At 69.3% G+C, this 22,211-nt stretch carries 17 protein-coding genes; 8 read left to right on the top strand and 9 right to left on the bottom strand.

Going from position 1 to position 22,211, the window contains the following annotated elements; genetic code table 11:
• Positions 1-2: 2 nt before the first annotated feature.
• Together T8K17_RS15545 and T8K17_RS15540 are read right to left on the bottom strand one after the other, a co-directional pair.
• Positions 3-1,385, bottom strand: a complete 1,383-nt coding sequence (locus T8K17_RS15545) for an MmgE/PrpD family protein (RefSeq protein ID WP_322330649.1) — start codon at positions 1,383-1,385, stop codon at positions 3-5.
• A 1-nt stretch (position 1,386) separates the two neighbouring features.
• Positions 1,387-2,094: an isochorismatase family protein gene (locus tag T8K17_RS15540; protein WP_322330648.1), complete on the bottom strand. Its 708-nt coding sequence runs from the start codon at positions 2,092-2,094 to the stop codon at positions 1,387-1,389.
• 106 nt (positions 2,095-2,200) lie between these two features.
• Between T8K17_RS15540 and T8K17_RS15535 the strand changes: the two genes are divergently transcribed.
• The gene (locus T8K17_RS15535; protein ID WP_322330647.1) at positions 2,201-3,094 is read left to right on the top strand and encodes a polysaccharide deacetylase family protein; all 894 of its coding nucleotides are present in this window, start codon (positions 2,201-2,203) and stop codon (positions 3,092-3,094) included.
• 291 nt (positions 3,095-3,385) lie between these two features.
• Here T8K17_RS15535 and T8K17_RS15530 read toward each other — a convergent pair whose 3' ends face one another.
• The 5 genes from T8K17_RS15530 to T8K17_RS15510 form a co-directional block, all read right to left on the bottom strand.
• A complete protein-coding gene (locus T8K17_RS15530; protein WP_322330646.1) occupies positions 3,386-4,717 on the bottom strand; it encodes an amidase in 1,332 nt (443 codons plus the stop codon).
• A gap of 103 nt (positions 4,718-4,820) precedes the next feature.
• Entirely contained in the window at positions 4,821-7,097 is a 2,277-nt protein-coding gene (locus T8K17_RS15525) for a DEAD/DEAH box helicase (protein ID WP_322330645.1), read from the bottom strand.
• A 182-nt stretch (positions 7,098-7,279) separates the two neighbouring features.
• Positions 7,280-7,528 carry a Rho termination factor gene (locus T8K17_RS15520; RefSeq protein WP_322330644.1) on the bottom strand — a complete coding sequence of 83 codons (249 nt, stop codon included), beginning with the start codon at positions 7,526-7,528 and terminating at the stop codon, positions 7,280-7,282.
• A gap of 72 nt (positions 7,529-7,600) precedes the next feature.
• Complete coding sequence (locus T8K17_RS15515) at positions 7,601-9,061, bottom strand: PLP-dependent aminotransferase family protein (protein WP_322330643.1); 1,461 nt, start codon at positions 9,059-9,061, stop codon at positions 7,601-7,603.
• A 20-nt stretch (positions 9,062-9,081) separates the two neighbouring features.
• A complete protein-coding gene (locus T8K17_RS15510) occupies positions 9,082-10,470 on the bottom strand; it encodes an aspartate aminotransferase family protein (protein WP_416153118.1) in 1,389 nt (462 codons plus the stop codon).
• A gap of 307 nt (positions 10,471-10,777) precedes the next feature.
• On the opposite strand from T8K17_RS15510, the gene T8K17_RS15505 reads away from it, so the two are divergent.
• The 3 genes from T8K17_RS15505 (at position 10,778) to T8K17_RS15495 (ending at position 13,921) form a co-directional block, all read left to right on the top strand.
• Positions 10,778-11,779, top strand: a complete 1,002-nt coding sequence (locus T8K17_RS15505) for an ABC transporter substrate-binding protein (RefSeq protein ID WP_322330642.1) — start codon at positions 10,778-10,780, stop codon at positions 11,777-11,779.
• A 76-nt stretch (positions 11,780-11,855) separates the two neighbouring features.
• Positions 11,856-12,659 (top strand): ABC transporter ATP-binding protein, encoded by an 804-nt coding sequence (locus tag T8K17_RS15500; RefSeq protein ID WP_322330641.1) that lies wholly within the window; start codon positions 11,856-11,858, stop codon positions 12,657-12,659.
• Positions 12,656-13,921: an ABC transporter permease gene (locus T8K17_RS15495; RefSeq protein WP_322330640.1), complete on the top strand. Its 1,266-nt coding sequence runs from the start codon at positions 12,656-12,658 to the stop codon at positions 13,919-13,921. The genes T8K17_RS15500 and T8K17_RS15495 overlap by 4 nt, the downstream gene beginning before the upstream one ends.
• A 3-nt stretch (positions 13,922-13,924) precedes the next feature.
• Here the strand turns inward: T8K17_RS15495 and T8K17_RS15490 are convergent, their stop codons facing one another.
• Positions 13,925-14,812, bottom strand: a complete 888-nt coding sequence (locus tag T8K17_RS15490; RefSeq protein ID WP_322330639.1) for an AraC family transcriptional regulator — start codon at positions 14,810-14,812, stop codon at positions 13,925-13,927.
• Positions 14,813-14,970: 158 nt separating this feature from the next.
• On the opposite strand from T8K17_RS15490, the gene T8K17_RS15485 reads away from it, so the two are divergent.
• From T8K17_RS15485 to T8K17_RS15470, 4 genes are all read left to right on the top strand, one after another.
• A complete protein-coding gene (locus T8K17_RS15485) occupies positions 14,971-15,726 on the top strand; it encodes an SDR family NAD(P)-dependent oxidoreductase (RefSeq protein WP_322330638.1) in 756 nt (251 codons plus the stop codon).
• 118 nt (positions 15,727-15,844) lie between these two features.
• Positions 15,845-18,718, top strand: coding sequence for a hypothetical protein (locus tag T8K17_RS15480; protein ID WP_322330637.1), 2,874 nt, complete (start codon positions 15,845-15,847; stop codon positions 18,716-18,718).
• Complete coding sequence (locus T8K17_RS15475) at positions 18,718-19,707, top strand: lysylphosphatidylglycerol synthase transmembrane domain-containing protein (RefSeq protein WP_322330636.1); 990 nt, start codon at positions 18,718-18,720, stop codon at positions 19,705-19,707. Before T8K17_RS15480 ends, T8K17_RS15475 begins: the two co-directional genes overlap by 1 nt.
• Positions 19,707-20,873, top strand: a complete 1,167-nt coding sequence (locus T8K17_RS15470) for a glycosyltransferase family 9 protein (RefSeq protein WP_322330635.1) — start codon at positions 19,707-19,709, stop codon at positions 20,871-20,873. Before T8K17_RS15475 ends, T8K17_RS15470 begins: the two co-directional genes overlap by 1 nt.
• Before the next feature lie 8 nt (positions 20,874-20,881).
• Here the strand turns inward: T8K17_RS15470 and T8K17_RS15465 are convergent, their stop codons facing one another.
• On the bottom strand, positions 20,882-21,907 hold the full coding sequence (locus T8K17_RS15465) for an ABC transporter permease (RefSeq protein ID WP_322330634.1): 1,026 nt from the start codon (positions 21,905-21,907) through the stop codon (positions 20,882-20,884).
• Positions 21,908-22,211: the final 304 nt, after the last annotated feature.

Raw genomic sequence — 22,211 nt, 5'->3', positions numbered from 1 at the left:
TGTCAGGCCGTCATCTCGGTCACGGTGTCGGCCCAGGACCGGTCGAGGGCCGCCGGGTCCAGGTCCAGCAGCCGCTCAAGCGCCGCGCCCATGGCCGGGTACGGCGCGTCGACGATGCCGCGGATCTTGGCCCGCACCTCCGAAGGGTCGAACGGCCGGTCGGGGCCGCCGCGCGCGCTCAGGCATTCCTCGGTCACCCGCGCGCCGTCGGACAGCACCCAGGTCACCCGGGCCGGCCGGTCGTTCGGCCATTCGGGTTCGGGGTCGTAGGCGCCGATGGTCACCTTTTCCCGCATCGCCGCCAGCTCCGGCGCGGTCAGGGTGGAGGCATGGAACGCCTCCGCCCCGGCATGGCCGAACTGCGCCGTCGCCGCCAGGATGTGCTGCATGGAGAACTTCGCCGCCAGGGTCGTCGCCGGCTGGGCGTTGTCCAGGTGCCGGCCCTTCCAGTGGGTGTCGATATGGATCTCGCGGATCTTCGAGGCATCGGCCTTGGCGTGCAGCGCCAGGCTCGCCTCCACCGCGGAGTGGGCGTATTGGCAGCAGGCGTGGAGCTTGTGGTAGCCGTCGGACAGCGCCCACTCCTTCCCCAGCCCGTCGGTCAGTTCGCCCGGATGCGGCTCGCCGTTGAAGGCGCTGGCATAGACGTCGTGCAGGCTTTCCGGACGGCCGGTGATGCCGCACAGGGTCCAGTCGACCGCCCGCAGCCCGCTCCACGCGCCCACGCCCGGCCAGACGTTGCGCACCAGCGCGCCCTCCACCGTGTGGTTGAAGGGTCCCGGCACCACGAGGGTGCAGGCGGTGGAGATCGCCTTGGCCATCTCCTCGGCCGTCAAACCGCGCAAGGCGGCCACCGACGCGGCGGCACCGACGGCGGCGAGGCTGCCATGGGGATGCAGGGTCAGGGTGGCCCAGCCGAAGGCGCGGGCGACCCGGCCGGAAATCTCGTAGCCCACCGTCAGCGCCCGCAGCAGATCGCGCGCCGTCGCCCTGCTGGCCTCGGCCTCAGCCAGAAGTGCGGGCACGCAGTACAGGCCGGCATGGCAGATCACCCGGCGGTAGCCCTCGTCCAGCTCGCACCAGTCGGCGGCGCTGCCGTTTACCGTGGCGGCGGAGTAGCGGTCGAGCCTCGTGCCCCTGCCGTCGAACACGGTCGCCTCGGCCGCCCCCGACGATGTCGCCATGCCCTGGGTCAGGCCGATCAGTTCCGGCTCCTCCCGCGCGGCGACGATGGCGGCGAGGTCGTCGGCCAGCACCGTGGCGGCGCGGACCCGGATCGGCTCAGGGATGTCCTCGAAACGCAGATCCGCGGCCCAGCGGGTCAGGCTGTCGATGCCGGCGACAATCTCGCGGGCGGGGTCGGTCGGCTGGGGGGCACCGTCCATCTTACTCTCCGGCCGCGCGGGTGATGCCGCTTTCCAGGCCCTTCAGCAGGGCGATGGCGTCGGCGGTCGGCATGACGTCGGCGTATTTGGCGTTCATGTCGAATAGGTTGACCGCGTGGCTGGTCGGGCTGCGGTCGTAGACGCATTCCTGCGGCACCACGCATTTGAAGTTATAGGCGAACCCGTCGGTCACCGAGGAGCGCACGCAGCCGCTGGTGGTGCAGCCGGTGACGAACAGGGTGTCGGCGCCGAGATCGATGAGGTGGCTGACCAGCGGCGTGCCGAAGAAGGCGCTGGGATGCTTCTTGGGCAGCAGGACGTCGCCCTTCACCGGCGCGATCTCCTTCACGAACTCGTAGCCCTTGGCGTCCACGGTCATGATCGCCGGCACCTTCTCCGCCAGGCGGCCGGAATCGGTGTCTACGTTCTTCGGCGCCACATGGGGATACAGCACCGGCAGGCCCAGGCGGCGGAACTCGGCGAGCAGCGGGACGATGCTGTCCACCGCCTCCCAGCCGACATCGCCGCAGGCGGTCGGGTATTCCTTGATGGCGTCCCAGTACGGCCGGCGCTCGGTGCCGACGGTGCGGTACTGGACGTCGATGATCAGCAGGGCGGGCCGCTTGCCGATGCCGCTCGACCGGCCGAAGCCGGCAGCGTCATAGCGCTTCTGTTCATCTTCGGTGATTGTCTGCGACCACGGGTTCATAGCACCCTCCCCATCATGCTTAACGGCCTGCTAAAGTGTCGACAGTTGACGATCCAGACCCCGACCTTGTCAATATTCCGCTCACCCCTAACGCCGGTTATACGCCATGAAACTCGCTGTTCACGACCGCTACGACTACATCCCCCTGGACGACCGCCCGGTCTATGACTGGCCCGGCGGCAAGCGCCTGGCGGTGTGCTTCTGCAACAATATCGAGGTGTTCTCCTTCCTGGAGGGCCTCGGCACGGACAGCACGGTGATAGGCGCGCCGCAGACCACGCGCAACTTCGCCTGGCGCGACTACGGCAACCGGGTCGGCCAGTGGTACATGTTCGACCTGTTCGAGGAGTTCGGCGTCCCGGCCTCGCACAACCTGAACTCGCTGCTGATGGAGCACTGCCCGCAGATCGGCGAGAAGATCAAGGCGCGCGGCGACGAGGTGGTCGGCCACGGCCGCACCAATGCCGAGCGCCAGGACGTGCTGGACGAGGCCGGCGAGGCGGCGCTGATCAAGGAGACCACCGACACTCTGGCGGCGTATTTCGGGACGTCTCCGAAGGGCTGGCTCGGTCCGTATCTGGCGCAGACCCCGGTGACCCTCGATCTGCTGGACGAGGCCGGCTACGACTACGTGATGGACTGGCCGGCGGACGACCAGCCGTTCTGGATGCGCACCCGCAAGGGCCGGATCCTGTCGGTCCCCTACTCCATCGAGCTGAACGACAGCCCGGCCATGGTGTTCCGCCAGCATTCCGGCGAGGAATTCGAGCGGATGATGATCGACCAGTTCGACGAGATGCTGGTGCAGTCGAAGAAGCGGCCGCTGGTCTATACCGCCGTGCTGCACCCGTTCGTGGTCGGCCAGCCGTTCCGCCTGCGCGCCCTGCGCCGGGCGATGGAACACATCCTGAAGCACCGCGACGACATCTGGGTGACCACGCCGGGCGAGATCGCCAAGTACTGCGCCGGCTTGCCGGAAGGGACGATTCCGGGGTCTTGAGGCGGCTGTGTAGGGGAGCTAGAGAAATCCGCTCCCCCAATTCCCAATCTTACACTCCCCGGCCTCGTGCCGGGGCAACGCGCCCGCGCGTCAGGTCGCCGGATTGAATTCTTCCGCATCCACGCCAGCTCGACGGATTGCCCCGGAACAGGTCCGCGGAATGAAGAGGGCGAGGTCGAAACTCTCAAACCCCAAGACCTCGCCCTGAGCAGGAGCCCGGCGCCCCGCCGGGGGACGTGTCGAAGAGCCGGGTTCCGGATGAGGTCGGTTGGGGTTGATGCAGAGACGGCGTCACCCCGCCGGGACGCGCACCTTGCCGTGCCACGGGTCGACCACCGGGGCCGCCGCCGCCGCGACGTCGAGCAACGCGTCGTCGCCGTGGCGGAAGCCGACGAACTGCACCCCGATCGGCAGCCCCGTCGGCCCGTCGCCCGCCGGCACGCCGACCACCGGCAGGTGCAGCAGGGTCCACAGCGAGTTGAAGACCGAATTGCCGGTGCTCTCCAGCCCTTCATCCGCCTCGCCGGTCGCACCGAAGGTCAGCACCGCGTCGAAGCCGCGGTAATGGCCCTCATAGGCCAGCCGCAGATGGGCGGCGTAGTCCTGGGCCGCCTTCAGGGTCAGCGGCGTGATGCCGGTGCGGTACTCGGCGATGCCGCGCAGGGTGTCGTGCAGGTCGTCGCCGCGGGTCAGCAGGGCCGGCAGGAAGGCCGCCCGGCCCTCGCCGCGCATGATCGTGTCCTTGGCCTCGTCGATTCCGGCGAAGGAGTCCGGCAGTTCCAGCCGCTCCACCGTGGCACCGGCCGCCGTCAATGCCTCGGCGGCGCGAGTCAGCACGCCGAGCGCGCCGTCGCGGGCCTTGTCGGCATAGGGGGTGAGGCAGATCGCGATACGCAGGGAGGCGACGTCGCGCGGCGTTCCGGTCTGATCCGCGATACCGCTGGCCGCCGCGACCAGGCGCAGATCCTGCACCGAGCGGGCATACCAGCCGATGGTGTCCAGACTGGCGGCGAACAGCTTCGCGCCCTCCCGGCTGACCACGCCCCAGGTCGGCTTCAGGGCGTAGGTGCCGCAATAGGAAGCCGGGCGCATCACCGACCCGCCCGTCTGGGTCCCGAAGCTGATCGGCACGTGCAGGTCGCCGACCGCCGCCCCCGATCCGCTGGACGAGCCGCCGGCGGTGTGGGTCGGCCGGTGCGGGTTCACCGTTTTCGGCAGATGGCCGAGGGCGGCGAACTCCACCGTGTCGAGCTTGCCGAGCGGGATCGCCCCGGCCGCGCGCATCAGCGCCACGCAGCCGGCATCGTCCACCGGCACCCGCCCCTGGTGCAGGGGCGAGTTGTGGGTGCCGGGCATGCCGGCGACGTCGATCACGTCCTTGATGCCGATGGGAATGCCGTGCAGCGGGCCGCGCACCGTGCCGGCGGCGCGCTCGGCGTCCAGCCGCTTCGCCTCCGCCATCGCGCCCTCGCGGTCGACATGGAGCCAGGCGCGCACGGACGGCTCGCGGGCGTCGATGCGGGACAGAACGCTGGTCAGCAGGTCGACGGCGGTCAGGCTGCCTTGCGCCATGGCGGCGGCGGCCTCACCGGCCGTCAGGCGGTAGGGATCGGATACGGTCACGTTGGAAGCCTCGTCTTCGGAGATGAGGCCCGATCATGGAGCGGCCGGCGGGGCGCAGGCAAGATGCCGTCTCGCCCCGGCCGGCAGTCGTGGGCTCGACGGACTAGCCCTTGCGGTGGGGCGCCTTCTTCGGCTTGTCGAGGCCGAGCCGGGTCTTCGCGGGATGCGGCTTGCCGAATTTCCGGTCGCCGAACTTCTTGCCGCTCTTGCCGGCGCCTTCCTTGCCGGCCCCTTCTTTGCCCTTCCAGGCCTTCTTCGGACGCTCCTGCGCCGTGGCGATGGGCGTGGCATCCACCGGCGCGGACGGCGTCCGGGCGGCCGGGGCCGTGTCGCCATCGCGGCGGCGCTTCAGCGGCCGCTCGGCCGGGTTGCCGTCGCGGCGCACCACCTCCCGCTTGAAGCTGGGCGCGCCGCTGCCCCGCGTGTCCTTGTACAGCTTCTCGCGCACCGGCTTCTCGCCGGGTGCCGCAGCCTCCCGCGGCTTCTCGGCCGGCGGCTGAACGGGCTGCGGCTGAACGGGCTGCGGCTGAACGGGCTGCGGTGCTGCGGCCGGTGCCGGGGCGCTGACCGCGACATCGGCGCGCGGCGCCGCCCGCAGGGTGCCCTGCGGCTTCGGCTTGCGCGGGGCACGCTCGGGCCGCTCGGCCCGCTCCTTGCGCGGCGCGGCGGCAGGCTCGGTCGGCATCCCCTCGATCTTGTCGACGGTGATGCTCTTCTCGATCTTCCGGCTCGGGCCGACCGCTTCCAGGAAGGCGATCGCCGCCTCCGGATGCAGCTCAACATGGGTCTCGTTCTCGTGGATGCGAATCGCGCCCACGTGGTTCTTGGTCAGATTGCCGGCGCGGCACAGCATCGGCAGCAGCCAGCGCGGCTCGGCACTGTGGTGCCGGCCGACCGACAGGCGGATCCAGGTGCCGCTGTCAAAGTCGCCCGGCCGCTTGCCCGCCCGGTCACCCCGGTCGCGCTCCGGACGGTCGCCGCGATCCGGACGCGGACCGCGGTCGCCCCGGTCGTCGCGCCGTCCCCGATCGCCGCGCTCCGGGCGCTCGTGGCGCTCGCCGGCGGCGGGGCCGTCCAGCAGTTCCTCGGGCGCGGTCAGGCCGGCCATGTGCTTGCGCAGGAAGGCGATGGCCACCGCGTTGGCGTCGTATTTCGCCAGCAGCTCGACGGCGAAGGCCTGTTCCTCCTCGGTGGTCTCTCCGGTGAGATCGGTATCCTCGAGGATCCGCTGACGGTCGAGCGCCAGGACCTCGTCGGCCGACGGCGGCTTGCCCCAGGTCGCCTTGATGTTGGCATTGGCCAGCAGCCGCTCGGTATGGCGGCGTCGGGGATACGGCACGATCAGCGCCGAGATGCCCTTGCGCCCGGCCCGGCCGGTCCGGCCGCTGCGGTGGAGCAGGGATTCCGGGTTCTTCGGCAGGTCGGCGTGGATCACCAGTTCCAGGTTCGGCAGGTCGATGCCCCGCGCCGCCACGTCGGTGGCGATGCAGACCGACGCCCGGCCGTCGCGGAGCGCCTGCAGGGCGTGGGTCCGCGCGCCCTGGTTCAGCTCGCCCGACAGCGCCACGACCGACAGGCCGCGGTTGGTGAAGCGGCTGGTCAGATGGTTCACCGTCGCCCGCGTCCCGCAGAACACGATGGCCGATTTCGGATTGGCGTGGCGCAGAACATTGATGATCGCGTTCTCGCGGTCGGTCGGCGCGCAGGTCAGGGCCCGGTACTCGATATCGCCGTGCTGGCGGCTCTCGCTCGCCGTCGTCAGCCGCACCGCATCGCGCTGGTAGCGCTTGGCCATGGACGCGATGGTCGGCGGCACGGTGGCCGAGAACATCAGCGTGCGCCGGGTCTGCGGGGCCGACTGCAGGATGAACTCGAGATCCTCGCGGAAGCCGAGATCGAGCATCTCGTCCGCCTCGTCCAGCACGACGACCTTCATGGCCGACATGTCCAGCGAGCCGCGCTCGATATGGTCGCGCAGGCGGCCCGGGGTGCCGACGACGATATGGGCGCCGCGCTGCAGGTTCATGCGCTCGGTGCGCATGTCCATGCCGCCGACGCAGGACGTCACCGACGCTCCGGCGAATTCGTAGAGCCAGTCCAGTTCGCGCTTCACCTGAAGCGCCAACTCGCGCGTGGGCGCGACCGCGAGCGCGACCGGCAGGTCGGCGCGGGGCAGCCGCTCGGCACCCTCCAGAAGGGTGGGCGCCATGGCGAGGCCGAAGGCCACGGTCTTGCCCGAGCCCGTCTGGGCCGACACCAGCGCGTCGGCGCCGTCCATCTCCGCGCCCAGAACCGCCTGCTGCACGGGGGTCAGCGTCTCGTAACCACGCTTCGCCAAAGCCTGGGCAAGCGCCGGAACAACGCCTTCGATTTCCGTCATTTCGTGTCTTTCGGGTGCCTGCGATCGGCCGGTCGGAACGTGGATCGCTCCAGGCGGGATCGGCAGTCCTGCGCTAACGGCGCACGGTCATGTCAAAGTGGCGCGCACCATATGCCGCAGCGCGGCAAATGTACAGCATTCCCGACCAAGACTACCGCCGGCCGATCCGGCACCCGACAGGGTCAATGGTTGCGCAGCGCCTTGACCAACTGCGGCTTGCTCATGTCGGAGCGGCCCTCGATGCCGATCTCCTTGGCGCGGTCGTAGAGATCGTCCTTGGTCCACTCCTCGTAGGGGTCGGCCTTGCCGCCCTTCTTCGACGCGCCCTTGGCATTGGCGATGCGGGCCGCCTTCTCCTTGCTGGCGCCGTCCTCGCGCAGCGCCTGGTAGGTCTCGTCGTCCTTCACACTGGGTCCGTGGTTCTTCGCCATGTCCATCCTCCGTCGGATATCGCCCCTTCGATGGCAGAACGCCGGACGCGGTCGGAAGTTGCAGGCTGACGATCAGCGGAGCGCGGCGGCGATGCGCTCGATGCCCTCGGCGATGCGGGCGGACGGGATGGAGGAATAGGCCAGCCGGTAGAACTGCACGTTGCCGTCGGCCGGATCGAAGAACGCCTGGCCCGGCTCGATCAGCACGCCCTGTTTGCGCAGCGACAGGGCCAGTTCGGTGGTGTTCACCCCCTCAGGCGCCTTCATCCAGAAGCTCGACCCGCCGAAGGCGCCGGCCCCGGCCACCTCCAGCCCGCAATCGCGGATCGCCTTGTCCATCACCGCCCGGCGCCGGCCATAGGCCTTGCCGACCCGATTCAGCATGCTGTCGTGATAGCCGCGCGACAGGAAATAGGCGGTCGTGCGCTGCAGGCTGCCCGGCGGGTGGCGCATGACGATGGAGCGCAGGCCCCGCGCCTCGCGGATGAAGGCGGGCGAGCCGACGATGTAGCCGAGCCGGAGCCCGGGAAACAGCGACTTGGAGAAGGAGCCGATATAGACGACCGACCCGGCGCGATCGAGCGACTTCAGCGCCGGGGTCGGCTGCTTGGCGAAGGACATCTCGAACTCGTAATCGTCCTCCACCAGGACGAAGCCCTTCTCGGCCGAGCGGGTGAGCAGATCCTGGCGGCGCTCCATCGGCATGGTGGTGTTGGTCGGACACTGGTGGCTGGCGGTGGTGAAGACCACGCCGGCCCCCTCCGGAATGCGCTCCGGCGGCAGGCCGGCGGCATCCACGTCGATCGGGATGACCGGGCAGTTGGTGTGTTGCAGCACCTCGCGCAGGCCGGGATAGCAGGGATTCTCGATCACCGCCGTCCGGCCCCGGCTCAGCAGGAGCTGGGCGCACATCCAGATGGCGTTCTGCGCCCCCAGGGTCAGCAGCACCTCGTCCTGGTGGGCGGAGATCCCCCGGCGCGGCAGGACGTTGCGCACGATGTACTCGATCAGCTTGGGATCGTCCTGCTCGTAGCTGTCGGAGGTGACCGCGTCGAAATCCCTCAGCCCATGCGCCTCCAGCGCGCAGCGCCGCCAGTTGTGGTGGTCGAACAGCGTGGGATCGGGCTGGCCGTAGATGAAGGGGAACTCGTATTCGCGCCAGTTCGGCGGCCGCGCCAGCAGATGCAGGTGCCCGGCATAACGGTCGCCGAGCACCTTGTTCCAGTCGAACAGCTCTGCCGGATCGGTATTGGCGAGCGTGTAGTGCGGCGGCAGCGGCGCGTTCTCGGAGACGAAATAGCCCGAGCGCCCGCGCGCCACCAGATACTCGGTCGCCACCAGCTCGGCATAGGCCAGGGTGACGGTGATCCGGCTGATGCCGAGCCGCACCGCCAGCTCGCGGCTGGACGGCATCTTCTCGCCGGGCAGGAAGCGGCCGGCCAGGATGCCCTGGCTGACCATCTGCTGGATCTGCTGTTGCAGCGTGCCGTCGAACCCGGGTTCGAGGTGGAACTGCGTCGCCTGGATCCCCATCGCGCTCCCTGGGATTGCCGTTATCCGTTGCCGAAGACCGCGCCGACCGCGTTGCCGATGGCGTCGGAGATCTGGTCGATGTCCTGGGGCGTGGCGATCAGTGCCGGGGCGAGGCAGAGCGTGTTGTTCAGCCCCTCCAGCGACCGGCTGGTCATGCCGATGATCACGCCGTTGGACAGGCAATGGCCGACCACCGCCTGCACCTTGAATTCCTCGGCCGGGGCGCGGGTCTCGCGGTCGGCGACCAGCTCCACGCCGCAGAGCAGGCCCTTGCCGCGGACCTCGCCGATGGCCGGATGCTTGTCCTGCAGGGCGCGCAGGTTGTCCATCAGCCGGTTGCCCATGGCGGTGGTGTTGGCCAGCAGCCCCTCGTCCTCGATGATCCGCATGTTCTCCAGGGCCGCCGCCGGGCCCGACGTGCAGCCGCCGAAGGTGGAGATGTCGCGGAAATAGCCGAGCGGATCGGCCGCGTCGTCCTTGAACAGGTCGAAGATCGCTTCCGTCGTCACCGTGCAGGAGATCGCCGCGTAGCCCGACGCGACACCCTTGGCCATGGTCACGAAATCCGGCTTCACGCCGTAATGCTGGTAGCCGAACCATTCGCCGGTACGCCCAACGCCGCAGACCACCTCGTCCAGGTGGATCAGCACGCCGTATTTGGTGCAGATCTCCTGCACCCGCTCCCAGTAGCCTTCCGGCGGGGTGATGATGCCGCCGCCCGCCGTGATGGTCTCCAGGCAGATCGCGCCGACCGTGTCAGGCCCCTCGCGCAGGATCACCTCCTCGATCGCATCGGCCGCCCGCTCGCCGTAATTCTCGATGGCGCCGTACTGGCTGCGGTATTCCAGGCAGTGCGGGACCATGACGAATCCCGGGGTGAACGGGCCGTACTGGGCCTGGCGCTGCGGCTGGCCGGCGGCGGAGAGCGCGGTGATGGTGGTGCCGTGATAGTCGCGCTCGCGGTACAGGATCTTGTGCTTCCTGCCGCCGTGATGGCGCTGCGAGATCTGCCGCACCATCTTGAAGACCTTCTCGTTCGCCTCCGATCCGGAGTTCGAATAGAAGACCCGGCTCATGCCCGGCATCTTGGAGATCAGCTTCTCGGCGAAGCGCGCGCCGGGGACCGAGCCGACCGTGTTGGCGAAGTAATTCATCTTCACCAACTGGTCGCGCACCGCATCGGCGATGGTCTCGCGCCCGTAGCCCACATTGACCGTCCACACGCCGCCGGACACCGCGTCCAGATGCTCCTTGCCGACGGCGTCCCAGACCTTCATGCCGCGGCCTTCGACCATGACCCGCGGGTCGGTCGTCTCCAGCGCCTTGTGCTGCATCAGATGGTGCCAGACATGCGCCTTGTCGGCGGCGACGGCATCGGACAGGTCGTTCTCGAGATGGGTGGTAGCCACGGCGTTTTGCCCTCCGGAAATGGCGACTGCTCAAAAAGTAATCAATTCAGTTCGCCCAAATCATAATTTGCACAGTCCTTCGCCAAATTATAGGGCCAGGAAGATATTACAGATAAGTCCAGAGCGCTGCACCCCCTTGCCTCGCGAGACCTGACCACCGTAGCGTTATTTTGCATTGCAGCACACACGGTGTCGGCAACGGGTCCGCCGCCGGGAACAGGGGCCGCCACGGGGCCCGCTGTCTACGCTCCGTCAGGGTCGGCGATGGGCGAGCGGGCACCGTCGGTGCAACAAGAAAGAGAAAATCATGTCGCTCAAAGTCACAGCACGCGCGGCGCTCGCCGCTTTCGCCCTTCTATCGTCCGCGCAGTCCGCCTCGGCGCTGGAGGAGATCACGGTCGGCTACTTCCTGGAATGGCCGATGCCGTTCGAATACGGCAAGGCCACCGGCAAGTATGACGAGGCCCTGGGCGTGAAGGTCAACTGGGTGTCCTTCGACGCCGGCACCGCCATGTCGGCCGCCATGGCGTCGGGCGACGTCCAGCTTTCGGTCAGCCAGGGCGTGCCGCCCTTCGTGGTCGCCACCTCGGCTGGCCAGGATCTGAAGATCGTCGACGTCGCCGTCAGCTACTCGGAGAACGACAACTGCGTCGTCGCCGAGAAGCTGGAGATCGACAAGACCAGTGCCAAGGAACTGGAAGGCAAGAAGGTCGGCGTGCCGATCGGCACCGCCGCCCATTACGGCTTCCTGAAGCAGATGTCCCATTTCGGCGTCGATATCGGCACCATGGAGATCGTCGACATGGCGCCGGCCGACGGGGCCGCCGCCTTCGCCCAGGGCAGCCTGGACATGGTCTGCGGCTGGGGCGGTGCGCTGCGCCGCATGAAGGAGCACGGCAACGTGCTGCTGACCGGCGCGGAGAAGGAGGAGCTCGGCATCCTGGTGTTCGACGTCACCTCCGCCCCGGCCTCGTTCGTCGCCGAGCAGAGCGAGCTGGTGGCCAAGTTCCTGAAGGTCACCGCCGACATGAACGCCATGTGGAAGTCCGGCGAGCACAAGGCCGAGATGCTCCCGGTCATCGCCAAGGATGCCGGTATGTCCGAGGAAGCCACCGAGAGCACCATGGCGACCTTCGTCTTCCCGTCGGTGGACGAGCAACTCGGCGCCAAGTGGCTCGGCGGCGGCGCCCAGGAGTTCATGAAGGGCGTGGCCAAGGTATTCCTGGACGCCGGCAGCATCCCGTCCACCCGCGACACCTATGAAGGTGCCGTGGATACCGGCCCGCTGAAGGCCGCCAGCGCCATGTAGGTCCTCTCTCCCATCCGGGTCGGGCGGCGACGGTCGCCCGACCCTTCCCGCATTTCGGCGACCAGGGGGCGCTGCGGTGACGCTGACCATCGAAAACCTGTCCATGCGCTTCGACCTGCCGAACGGCACGGCGGTCCAGGCGCTCAAGGACGTCTCGCTCTCCCTCAACGACGGCGAATTGCTGTCGGTTCTGGGCCCGTCGGGCTGCGGCAAGACCACCCTGCTGAACATCGTCGCCGGTTTCCTGGCGCCGACCGAAGGACGGGTCGCGCTGAACGGCGAAACGGTCACCGGTCCCGCCCCGGAGCGCGGCATGGTGTTCCAGAAGGGCGCGCTGTTCGAGTGGATGAACGTGCGCCAGAACGTCGATTTCGGCCCGCGCATGAAGGGCATGCCGAAGGCCGAGCGGGACGCCATCACCGACCATCTGCTGGAGACCGTGGGTCTGCAGGACTTCAAGGAGAAGGCGGTCTACGAACTCTCCGGCGGCATGCAGCAGCGCGTGGCCCTGGCCCGCTGCCTCGCCAACGATCCCGAGATCATCCTCATGGACGAGCCGCTGGGCGCGCTCGACGCCCTGACCCGCGAGAAGATGCAGGGTCTGGTGCTCAAGCTGTGGAAGGAGACCGGCAAGACCGTCATCCTGATCACCCACTCGGTGGAGGAGGCCCTGCTGCTGGGCGAGCGCCTGCTGGTCATGGCGCCGCGGCCGGGCCGGATCCACCGCGAATACACCCTCCCCTTCGCCGACAGTGCGGTGAACGCCGACCTGCGCGCGGTGAAGAAGCAGCCGGAATTCGGCGAGCGGCGGGAGGAGATCCTGTCGATGATCTGGGAGATGGAAGAGGAGATCATGGGCCGCTCGGAGACCGCGGCATGATCATCCTGTTCGCCTATATCGCCGTCTTCGTCGCGTCCATGCTGATCGTGCGCTTCGTCGGCCGCCTGATGGCCGCCCGCCACGATTTCACCAGCCTGAAGACCGTCACCTTCGGCGACGAGACCGCGGTCAAGCCGCACCGGGTCGCCTCCATCGTGTCCATTCTGGCGATCTTCGCGATCTGGGGTGCCTTCACCGGCTCCAGTCTGGTTCCGATCCATGTGCCGGGGCCGTTCATCGGCACCACCCAGTTCACCTATACCGCCAAGAACGCCGCCGGCGAGACCGACGAAGCGACCGTCACAGTGGTGGTCCACAAGATCGGCGAGGACGTCGCCCTGCCGGAGATCGAGCCCGGCGCCGGCTTCGCCAGGAACGACGTGGACAAGGTCGGCGCCTGGCGCAGCGGCCTGATCCGCCCGGACCGCAACGACGAGGGCGGCAAGGAGGACGGCTATCGGATCGTCGCCGTGGACGGCCAGCCGATCGACGACACCAGGACGGTCGCCGTGGCCGATGGCGCGATTACCATGACGCCGAAGGGCTCGCTGAACTTCACCCCGACGGCCGGGATGCAGATGGAGCCGATCTGGCTGCCCTCGCCGGAAGCGGTCTGGCACCGCTTCGTGGAGATCTGGAGCGAGGGCTATCAGGGCATCACCCTGGGCGAGCATCTGGGCTGGTCGCTGATCCGGGTGCTGGCGGGTTTCCTGGCGGGCTGCATCCTCGGCATTCCGCTGGGCTACGCCATGGGCCTGTCCGGCTGGTTCCGCGGCTGGTTCGACCCGATCGTCGAGTTCATGCGCCCGGTGCCGCCGCTGGCCCTGATCCCGCTGGTGATCATCTGGTTCGGCATCGGCGAGACCGGCAAGGTCATCCTGCTGTTCCTCGCCGCCCTGTGGATCATGACCATCGCCGCGCGGGCCGGGGTGTCGGGGGTGAACATATCCAAGGTGCACGCCGCCTATTCGCTCGGCGCGTCCAAAACGCAGATCCTGTGGCACGTGATCGTGCCGAACTCCCTGCCGGAGATCTTCACCGGCGCGCGGGTCGCCATGGGCGTGTGCTGGGGCACGGTGGTCGCCGCCGAACTGGTCGCCGCCGAGAAGGGGGCCGGCAAGATGATCGTGGCGGCCTCCAAGTTCCAGCTCACCGATATCGTGATCATGGGCATCATCCTGATCGGCGTCATCGGCTTCGGCATCGACGTGCTGATGCGCAGGCTGGAGAGCTGGCTGGTGCCCTGGAAGGGCCGGAGCTGAGCGCTACTCGGCTGCCTCGATGCGGGTCTCTCGCCGGTCGCGGGCCGGCGGGCGGCCGAACATCCGTCCGTATTCCCGGGTGAACTGGGACACGCTCTCGTAGCCCACGGCGAAGGCCGCCGTTGCGGGCGACGCCCCCTCGGCCAGCAGCTTCCGCCGGGCCTCGATCAGCCGGAGCTGCTTCTGGAACTGCAGCGGCGTCAGCGAGGTGACCGCGCGGAAGTGCTGGTAGAAGGCGGCCGGGCTCATTCCGGCGGCGGCCGCCAGACGGTCGGCCGGCACCGTCCGGGCGAAGTCGGCGCGCAGGACCGCCACCGCCCTGGCGATGCGCTGGGCGTGGCTGTCGGGCAGGCCGAGCCGCCGGATCGCCGGGCCGTGGCGTCCGGCCAGCAGCCAGTAATGCAGCTCCCGCCTCAGCTGAGCCTGCAGGACCGGCAGGGCCGCCGGACGGTCGAGCAGCCGCATCAGCCGCAGGGCCGCATCGGCCACCTCGCCGTCGGTCGGCTCCACCCGCACCGGCCCGCCGTCGGCCGCCGGCACCGCCTCCATCTCCAGCGCCAGGTCGGCGATCAGGTCGGCGTCCAAATCGATCACCAGCGACTGGTAGGGTGCGACCACCGTCGCCCGGGTGATCTGGCTGACCGTCGGCACGTCGGCGGTGATCAGCAGGGAGTCCCCCGCCGCGAAGTCCACACTCTGCGACCCGGTGGCGACCCGCTTGGCCCCCTGGAGAACCAGGCAAACCAGCGGCCGGGAGATCGCATAGTCCAGCGCGCTGGGAGCCGTCGCCCGGATCGCCGTGATCCCGGCGATCGGCGTGCGGGCCGTGCCGCTACTATCCGCGTGGCTCTGCGAGAACCGGCGGACCAGTTCGAGGAGTGTCTCCGTCATGCCGCCACTGTAGTCCCGCGCGACGGCCCGCCCAACCGGTTTGGAGGATCGGGCAAGAATCCCCGAGGCCCAGGCAACAAAGGCGGGCCGACCTTTGCGACATCAGGGACAGCCGACGGGGCGTTCCCGTGGCCTCCCCTGACCCGAAGGATCCCGCCATGACCAAGATCACCCTCGTCACCGGCGCCAGCCGCGGCCTCGGCCGCAACACCGCCCTCAGCATCGCCCGGGCCGGTGGCGACGTCGTGCTCACCTACCGCAGCAACGCCGACGAGGCCGCCACCGTGGTCGCCGAGATTGAGCGGATGGGCCGCAAGGCGGTCGCCCTGCAGCTCGACACCGGCACCATCGCCGGGTTCCCCAGTTTCACCGACCGGCTCCGCACTGCCCTCGCCGAGACCTGGCAGCGCGAGAGCGTCGACAATCTGGTGAACAATGCCGGCCATGGCGACATGGCCCCCATCGCCGAGACCACCGAGGCGCAGTTCGACGCTCTGGTGAACGTCCATTTCAAGGGCGTGTTCTTCCTGACCCAGGCGCTGCTGCCGCTGATCGCCGATGGCGGGCGGATCGTGAACCTGTCCTCCGGTCTGACCCGGGTCGCCTTCCCCGGCTTCGCCGCCTATTCGGCCGCCAAGGGCGCGGTAGAGATCCTGTCGCTCTACCTGGCGAAGGAGCTCGGCAGCCGCGGCATCGCGGTGAACACGGTCGCTCCGGGCGCCATCGAGACCGACTTCCTGGGCGGCGCGGTGCGCGACACCCCGGACCTGAACGAGACCTTCGCCGGCATGACGGCGCTGGGCCGGGTCGGCGTGCCGGACGATATCGGCCGGATGATCGCCAGCCTGTTGTCGGAGGAGAACCGGTGGGTCAACGCCCAGCGGATCGAGGTCTCCGGCGGCCAGTCGATCTGACCCGCCATCGGGTGGGGCCTTCGTCGGCCCGGATCCGGCGGGAAATCAGTATCCCCTGGAAATCCCTGAAGCCTATACGGTATCAAGCGCCGCCCGGGACCGACGAAGACCCTGCACGATGCCTGATGCCAAAGCCGGAACGCCTTCGGTCAGCGCCCTTTCCGGGTCGCTGATCGCTGGGCTGGTTCTGGGCGCTACGGCGGCCATCGCGGCGGTCGCGTTTGCCGGTCCTGCCGCCCCCGCCCATCACCCCAGCTTCGTCGCCGGCGAGTCGAGCTTTCTCGGCCTGGGCAAGGGCCTGGAGACGCGGTTCCTGTGGACCCTCCTGCTGGTCTCGGGCCTTGCCATCGCCGGGCTGGAGATGCTGCGGGCACGGGTCCAGCCGGAACTGCACCGGGTGCTGTGGCCGGCGCTGATGCCGGCGGTCTACTGGCTCGCCACCCGCGTCATCGCCCCGCCCACCCCCACCGCCGAGGTGCTGGCGGACACCGCCTGGCTGTTCGTGTCCGCGGGGCTGGTCCTGCTGACGGTGCTGCTTGCGGGCATCGGGCGGCACCATCCCCAGGGCTGGGCGCGCGACGCCGGCTCGGCGCTGCTGTTGCCGGTGCTGGGAGTCGTGTCCGGCATCGCGGTGCTGACAGGGATCGGACGGCTCGACCTCGGCGCCTTCGCGGTGCTGTCGGAGGTGAGCGCCTGGCATCTGGCGTGGTTTTCCGCCCTGCTGACGGTATTCGGCCTGGTCGGTTTCTGCCTGCCGGAAAACGCGCGGGCGGCCTTTCTCGCCCGACTGCTTCGCACCGCCCAGCTCCCACTCGCCGCCGGGTTCCTGTGCCTGCTGCTGCCGCCGGCCGAGGTGGGCGGCACCCTTCTGCGCCAGGGCGGGCTGACCGGGCCGGCGCTGCCGATCCTGCTGGCGCTGGTCGCGGTCGGCGCGGCGGTTGGCATCCTGCTCGGCTGCCGTAAACACAAAGGGCCGAGCCTGTCGCCCTGGGCCGTCGCGGGTGCAGTGACCGCCCTCAAGCTGGGCGACGGCGGCGCCATCGCCTATGCGATGGACAACCCGCTGGATCTCTACCATCACGGCGAATGGCTGATCCCCTGGGACCAGTATTGGCGCCACGGCGTGATCCCCTATGTGGACAGCGCCCCGTCCCACGGCCTGATCAACTTGGCTGTCGGCGGCGTGGCGGCCCTGGTCGGCGACGGCACCATGGTCGGGCTGGCGCAGGGTCAGGTGCTGGTGCGCGGCGCGGCGCTGACGGTGGCAGCCCTGGTGCTGGGACGGCTGCTCGGCGGTCCGGCGGCCCTGCTGGCCCTGGTTCTGCTGCCGTTCAGCGGCCGCACGCCCATCCTGCTGCTGGTCGCCTCCGCCCTCGCCTGGTTCATCGCCCGAACACAGACCCGCCATCCGGTCGCCTGGCTCTGCGCCGCCCTGGCGGTCTGCATCGCCCTGGTCGGCCTCGCGCCAGGACAAGGCTCCATCGCGTCCGTCGCCCTGCTGCCGGTGATCGTGCTGATGCTGTGGCGCGCCTGGCAGGCGCAGCGCCGCGCCCTGCTGGTCGCGGTGTCCGTCGTCCTGGCCCTGGTCGCCCTGGTCGTCGCGCTCGGTCTGGCCGGGCACGGGCCGGGACCGATCCTCTGGGGGCAGATCCGCTTCATCCTGGAGAACCGCGCCCTCTATGAGGCGGTGCACGGCCTGCCCTGGACGGCGTCCTTCACCCATGACATGCCGCTCGGCCCGGTCGCCTGGGAAGTGCTGCGGGCGCTGTGGATCCCGGTCGCCGCCGGCCTGGTCGCAGTGCTGGTCCTGGCCGCGACCCGCCGCGCGCCGGGGGGCGCTTGGATCTTCATGGCCGTCGCGGTGCTGGTCTACCTGCTCGGCACCGTCGGCCATACGCTGGGCCGCATCGACCTGGGCGGGCCGTCGCGTACCGGGGCGCAGACGGTGTTCGCCCTCGCCATCCTGCTGCCGATGGTCGCGGCGATGCTGTCGCCCCGGCATCTGCTGGCCGCCCTGTGGCTGGCGCTGGTGCCCATCGCCCTGCTGAGCCCGAGCTTCCGCGCGACCCTCAATCCTCTGGCGCTGGCCCATCTGCATCAGGCCCGCGACCGTGAGGAGGCCGGGCGCCGCTGGATCGACGGCGCCGCCGAAGGCCTCCCTTCCCTCGGCACCGGCCTTATGTCGCCCAGCCTGGTCGTGCTGGTGAAGCCGGTCCACGCCCTGGTCGAAAGCGTGCTGGCCGAGGACGAGACCTATCTCGACCTGACCGACCGCAACGCCAACTACTTCTACCTGCGCCGCCCGGTGCCGGTGGAGAGCGGTGCTGTGGCGACCATGGCGACCCAGGGTATGCAGACCCGCTCCATCGCCAGGCTACGCGCCGACCCGCCGCCGCTGGTGCTGCTGGACGCCGCCTATCCCGCCGGCAACCCGTTTCCACCGCCCCTGCGCACGCCGCTGCTGTACCGGTACCTGATGGCCGAGCTGGCCGCCGGCCGCTATGCGGTGTGGAGCGACGGCACCCTCACCGCCCTGATCGAACCCGGCCGCGCGCCCTCTCCGCCCCTGTCGCGGGAAGAGGGCATCGCCCGGCTGGACGCAATCTGGGGCCGGACGCCCCTCGAGCACCTCCCGACCGCCTGGGGCGCGTCGGCCGACACCATCGCCGAGGACCTCACGCCCCTGCCCGCCACCGTGTCCCTGACGGGCGGCTCGGTGGAGGTCACCCTGGAGACGCCCGGCACGGTCGACTTCCTCGGCCTGCGCCTCACCTGTATGGGTGACGTGGGCGACGCCGCCCTGACCTGGACGGTCGGCGCCCGGACCCCGTCCTTCACCTTCAGCCCGAGCACCGGTTTGGCCCTTCTGCCCCTCGATATCTGGCCGCCCCAGGCCGTCGCCCTGGCAGCACCGACGGCCCGGTTCGCGCTGACCCTGCCGGCGGGCTGCACGATGACGGACGGGGCCGTGTGGTCGCGGAAGGTTCCGTGATGGCCGGCTACTTCAAGACCGGCCTCAAGGTCTGCGTCACCCTCGGCCTGCTCGCCTGGGTGTTCTCCCTGGTCGACCGCGAGGCGGTGCTGGCCCAGCTCGCGCGCATCGATCCGGTCTTCGGCATCGCCGCCGTGCTCGCCCAATGCGCCCAATTCCCCGTCGGCGCCTGGCGCTGGCGGATGATCCTGGCCGCGGACGGGGTGGCCATGCCGTTCCGCGATGCCTTCTCCTTCCTGATGATCGGCCTGCTGTTCAATCAGGTCCTACCCTCGACCATCGGCGGCGACGGGGTGCGGGTCTGGCTGTCGGCGCGGACGGGCATCGGCTGGAGCCGGGCCTTCGGCGCCGTCGCCGTGGACCGGGCGGCCGCCATCTTCATGATCCTGGTGCTGTCGGTGCCGCTGTTGCTTGTCCTGACGCCGATCGTCGACAACGCCGTGGCGCGGACCAGCCTGACAGTGGTGGTGCTGCTGGGCGCCGCCGCCGTCGCCGTGGTCCTACCCCTGGCCCCGGTGGTGATGTCCAGGCTGGTCACCCGCCTGCCCGAGCGCCGGATCCTGCGCCCGCTGATGGCCGCCGCCGGACAGAGCGCGATCCTATGGCGCCGGGGCTCGACCACCGCCGTGCTGTCGGTCTGCAGCGTTCTGATCCTGACCAGCCATGTGGCCACCGTCTGGCTGATCGCCCTGTCCATGGGGGTGACCCTCGACCCGCTGAAACTGTTCGCGCTGATCCTGCCGGTCATGCTGCTGCTGGCGGTGCCGATCTCCATCGCCGGCTGGGGCCTGCGCGAGGGGTTGATGGTCACCGCGCTCGGCTATCTCGACGTGGAACCGAGTGCCGCCGTCGCCATCTCCCTGCTCTGGGGCGGGGTGACCCTGTTCGGCGGGCTGCTGGGCGGCATCGCCCTGATGCTCGACCGCACCGACCTCGCCACCCTATTCCGCAGCACCGGCACCGCGCCGGTCGAGGAAGAGCGCCCCTGATGACGAGCCTGCGCGCCAAGCAATGGATCGACGACAAGCTCGGCAGTCTGCTGATCGCGATCCTGAAGCCGATGGCGCTCGCCCTCGGCTTCCTGCTGCGGCGCGACCATGGGCTGAGCGTCCAGGGCGACATCGTGGTGATCAAGCTGCTGGGCGGCGGCAGTCTGGTGCTGGCCCTGCCCGCTTTGCTGTCCCTGCGCCGGGCCCATCCGTCGCGCCGGCTCAGCCTCGTCTGCACCCGGGGAACGAAGGCCTTCGCCGAGACCCTGGGCGTATTCGACGACTACATCGTGGTGGACGATGGCGGGGCGCGGGCGCTGCTGGTCTCCGGCCTGCGGGCGCTGACGCGCTGCTGGCGGGTCGACACGGTCATCGACCTGGAAGTGCACAGCCGGCTCAGCACCGTGTTCGGCTGCCTGACCTGCGCGCGCAACCGGATCGGCTTCTACCTGGACACCGCCTTCTGGCGCCGCGGCGTGGCCACCCACCTGTTCTTCTACAACCGGGCCAGCGCCAGCCATGTGCATTACGAGCAGATCGCCCGCGCCCTCGGCGGCACCATCGCGCCCATGGCGGAGGTCCGAGCCGCCTACCGCACCGCCAACGGCCTGCCCGCCGCGCGCAGCCCGCAGAGCCCGGCCACCCGCATCGGCCTCGGCTGCTTCTGCTCGGATCTGAGCGTGGAGCGGATGCTGAGCGCGCAGGAATGGGCGCGCATCCTCGCCGGCCGGCTGGGCGAGGAGAAGGTCACCCTGCACCTGTTCGGCGGCAAGCAGGACCGGCCCGCCGCCGACCGCTTCATCGCCCTGCTGTCCCAGGCGCTGCCGACCGCGGAGTTCGTGAACGAGTGCGGCGCCCACGATCTGACCGGCAGCCTGCGCCTGCTGGACCGGATGGACCGGTTCTACTCGATCGACAGCGGGCTGCTGCACATCGCCCGGCTGATCGGGGTGGAGACGGTGTCGTTCTGGGGGCCGACCGATCCGCAGACGCTCCTGCTGCCGCTCCCGGAAGGCAGCACCGACGAGGTGCACTACAGCCGGCTCGCCTGCTCGCCCTGCGTCCACCTGACCGAGGTGCCGCCCTGCCGGGGCAACAACATCTGCATGCACGCCCATCTCGACCCGAGCCTGGCCGACGAGCCGCCGATCTGGGTGATCCGCTAGCTCGGGCGCTAATCCGTCTTCCGCACCGTGCGCAGCCGGTCGATGGCGACCGCGACGATGATGAAGGTGCCGACGAAACTTCCCTGCCAGAAGGTGCTGATGCCGAGCAGGATCAGGCTGTTGCGGATCACCTCGATCAGCGCCGCCCCGATCACAGCACCGAAGGTCGTGCCCGACCCGCCGGCGAGGTTGGCGCCGCCGATCACCGCCGCGGCGATCACCGTCAGCTCCATCCCCTGCCCCAAATTGGTGGTCACCCCGCCGAGCCAGCCGACCTCCAGCACGCCGGTCAGCCCGGCGCAGAAGGCGCAGAGCAGATAGACCGACAGCTTGACCAGCCGCACCGGCACCCCGGTCATCCGCGCCGCCTCCTCGTTGCCGCCGATGGCGAAGAGATGGCGGCCCCAGCGGGTCCAGCGGAAGGCAATACCGATCACAACGGCGAGCAGGATCAGAATCAGCACCGGGTTGGCGATGCCGAACGTCGTCCCGCCGCCCAGCGCCAGCAGCAGGGCCTGGTCCGGACCGAACTGGTAGATCATCTTGTTGTTGGACAGCACCATGGCGAGGCTGCGGGCCAGCGCCAGGGTGCCCAGCGTCACCACGAAGGGCGGCATACCCACGAAGGCGATCAGCACGCCGTTCAGCAGCCCGACACAGAGGGCGGCGAAGATCGCCAGGGGCATGGCGACCATCAGCGGCTGCCCCGCCTCCATCGCGCCGCCGACCACGATGCCCGCCAGCACCAGGGTCGAGCCGACCGACAGGTCGATGCCGCCGGACGCGATCACCGCCGTCATCCCCAGGGCCACGATGCCGACGAAGGCGAAGTTCCGGGTGACGTTGAACAGGTTGCGCTCGGTGGCGAAGGTGTCGGTGGCGAGCGACAGGACGATGCAGGCGATCACCGCCGCCAGGAAGATCCAGAAGGTCTGCTGTCCGGCCAACCAGCGCAGCCACGTGTCGTGTTCGCGGCCGCCGATGGCCGCCTTGAGCGTGTCTCCCGGCCCCGACGCCAAGCCCTCACCCGCCATGGCGACCGCCCCGGCGCGGCAGCCGCACAGCAACCACAACCTGAACTAATCCCACACACCGACGTGGCCGTCGCAGCGGTCCGAAGGGCATCCGATCCTCCCTGGCAGGCCGGATTTCGACGCCGGCGCTCCATTTTTTGTTCAAAATATCAACTTATTTAGACCCAAGCAACCAACAACCCTGCCGTATAGATAGCAATCTTGCTTGACTCCCCCCGTATGCCGGCAAATAATTTTTCTTGTTAATTAATTAATCCGTGGAACCGTCGAAACCGGCGGAGCAAACCAACGGACGGGAGGACAC

This window comes from Thalassobaculum sp. OXR-137, assembly GCF_034377285.1.
GTDB lineage: Bacteria > Pseudomonadota > Alphaproteobacteria > Thalassobaculales > Thalassobaculaceae > Thalassobaculum.
This window is presented reverse-complemented; position numbering and strand designations above follow the sequence as displayed.

Excerpts from the sequence above, each read along its gene's own strand:
- T8K17_RS15545 (WP_322330649.1), bottom strand. The coding sequence starts at position 1,385 with ATGGACGGTGCCCCCCAGCCGACCGACCCCGCCCGCGAGATTGTCGCC.
- T8K17_RS15540 (WP_322330648.1), bottom strand. The coding sequence starts at position 2,094 with ATGAACCCGTGGTCGCAGACAATCACCGAAGATGAACAGAAGCGCTAT.
- T8K17_RS15535 (WP_322330647.1), top strand. The coding sequence starts at position 2,201 with ATGAAACTCGCTGTTCACGACCGCTACGACTACATCCCCCTGGACGAC.
- T8K17_RS15525 (WP_322330645.1), bottom strand. The coding sequence starts at position 7,097 with ATGACGGAAATCGAAGGCGTTGTTCCGGCGCTTGCCCAGGCTTTGGCG.
- T8K17_RS15520 (WP_322330644.1), bottom strand. The coding sequence starts at position 7,528 with ATGGCGAAGAACCACGGACCCAGTGTGAAGGACGACGAGACCTACCAG.
- T8K17_RS15515 (WP_322330643.1), bottom strand. The coding sequence starts at position 9,061 with ATGGGGATCCAGGCGACGCAGTTCCACCTCGAACCCGGGTTCGACGGC.
- T8K17_RS15505 (WP_322330642.1), top strand. The coding sequence starts at position 10,778 with ATGTCGCTCAAAGTCACAGCACGCGCGGCGCTCGCCGCTTTCGCCCTT.
- T8K17_RS15495 (WP_322330640.1), top strand. The coding sequence starts at position 12,656 with ATGATCATCCTGTTCGCCTATATCGCCGTCTTCGTCGCGTCCATGCTG.
- T8K17_RS15490 (WP_322330639.1), bottom strand. The coding sequence starts at position 14,812 with ATGACGGAGACACTCCTCGAACTGGTCCGCCGGTTCTCGCAGAGCCAC.
- T8K17_RS15485 (WP_322330638.1), top strand. The coding sequence starts at position 14,971 with ATGACCAAGATCACCCTCGTCACCGGCGCCAGCCGCGGCCTCGGCCGC.
- T8K17_RS15480 (WP_322330637.1), top strand. The coding sequence starts at position 15,845 with ATGCCTGATGCCAAAGCCGGAACGCCTTCGGTCAGCGCCCTTTCCGGG.
- T8K17_RS15475 (WP_322330636.1), top strand. The coding sequence starts at position 18,718 with ATGGCCGGCTACTTCAAGACCGGCCTCAAGGTCTGCGTCACCCTCGGC.
- T8K17_RS15470 (WP_322330635.1), top strand. The coding sequence starts at position 19,707 with ATGACGAGCCTGCGCGCCAAGCAATGGATCGACGACAAGCTCGGCAGT.
- T8K17_RS15465 (WP_322330634.1), bottom strand. The coding sequence starts at position 21,907 with ATGGCGGGTGAGGGCTTGGCGTCGGGGCCGGGAGACACGCTCAAGGCG.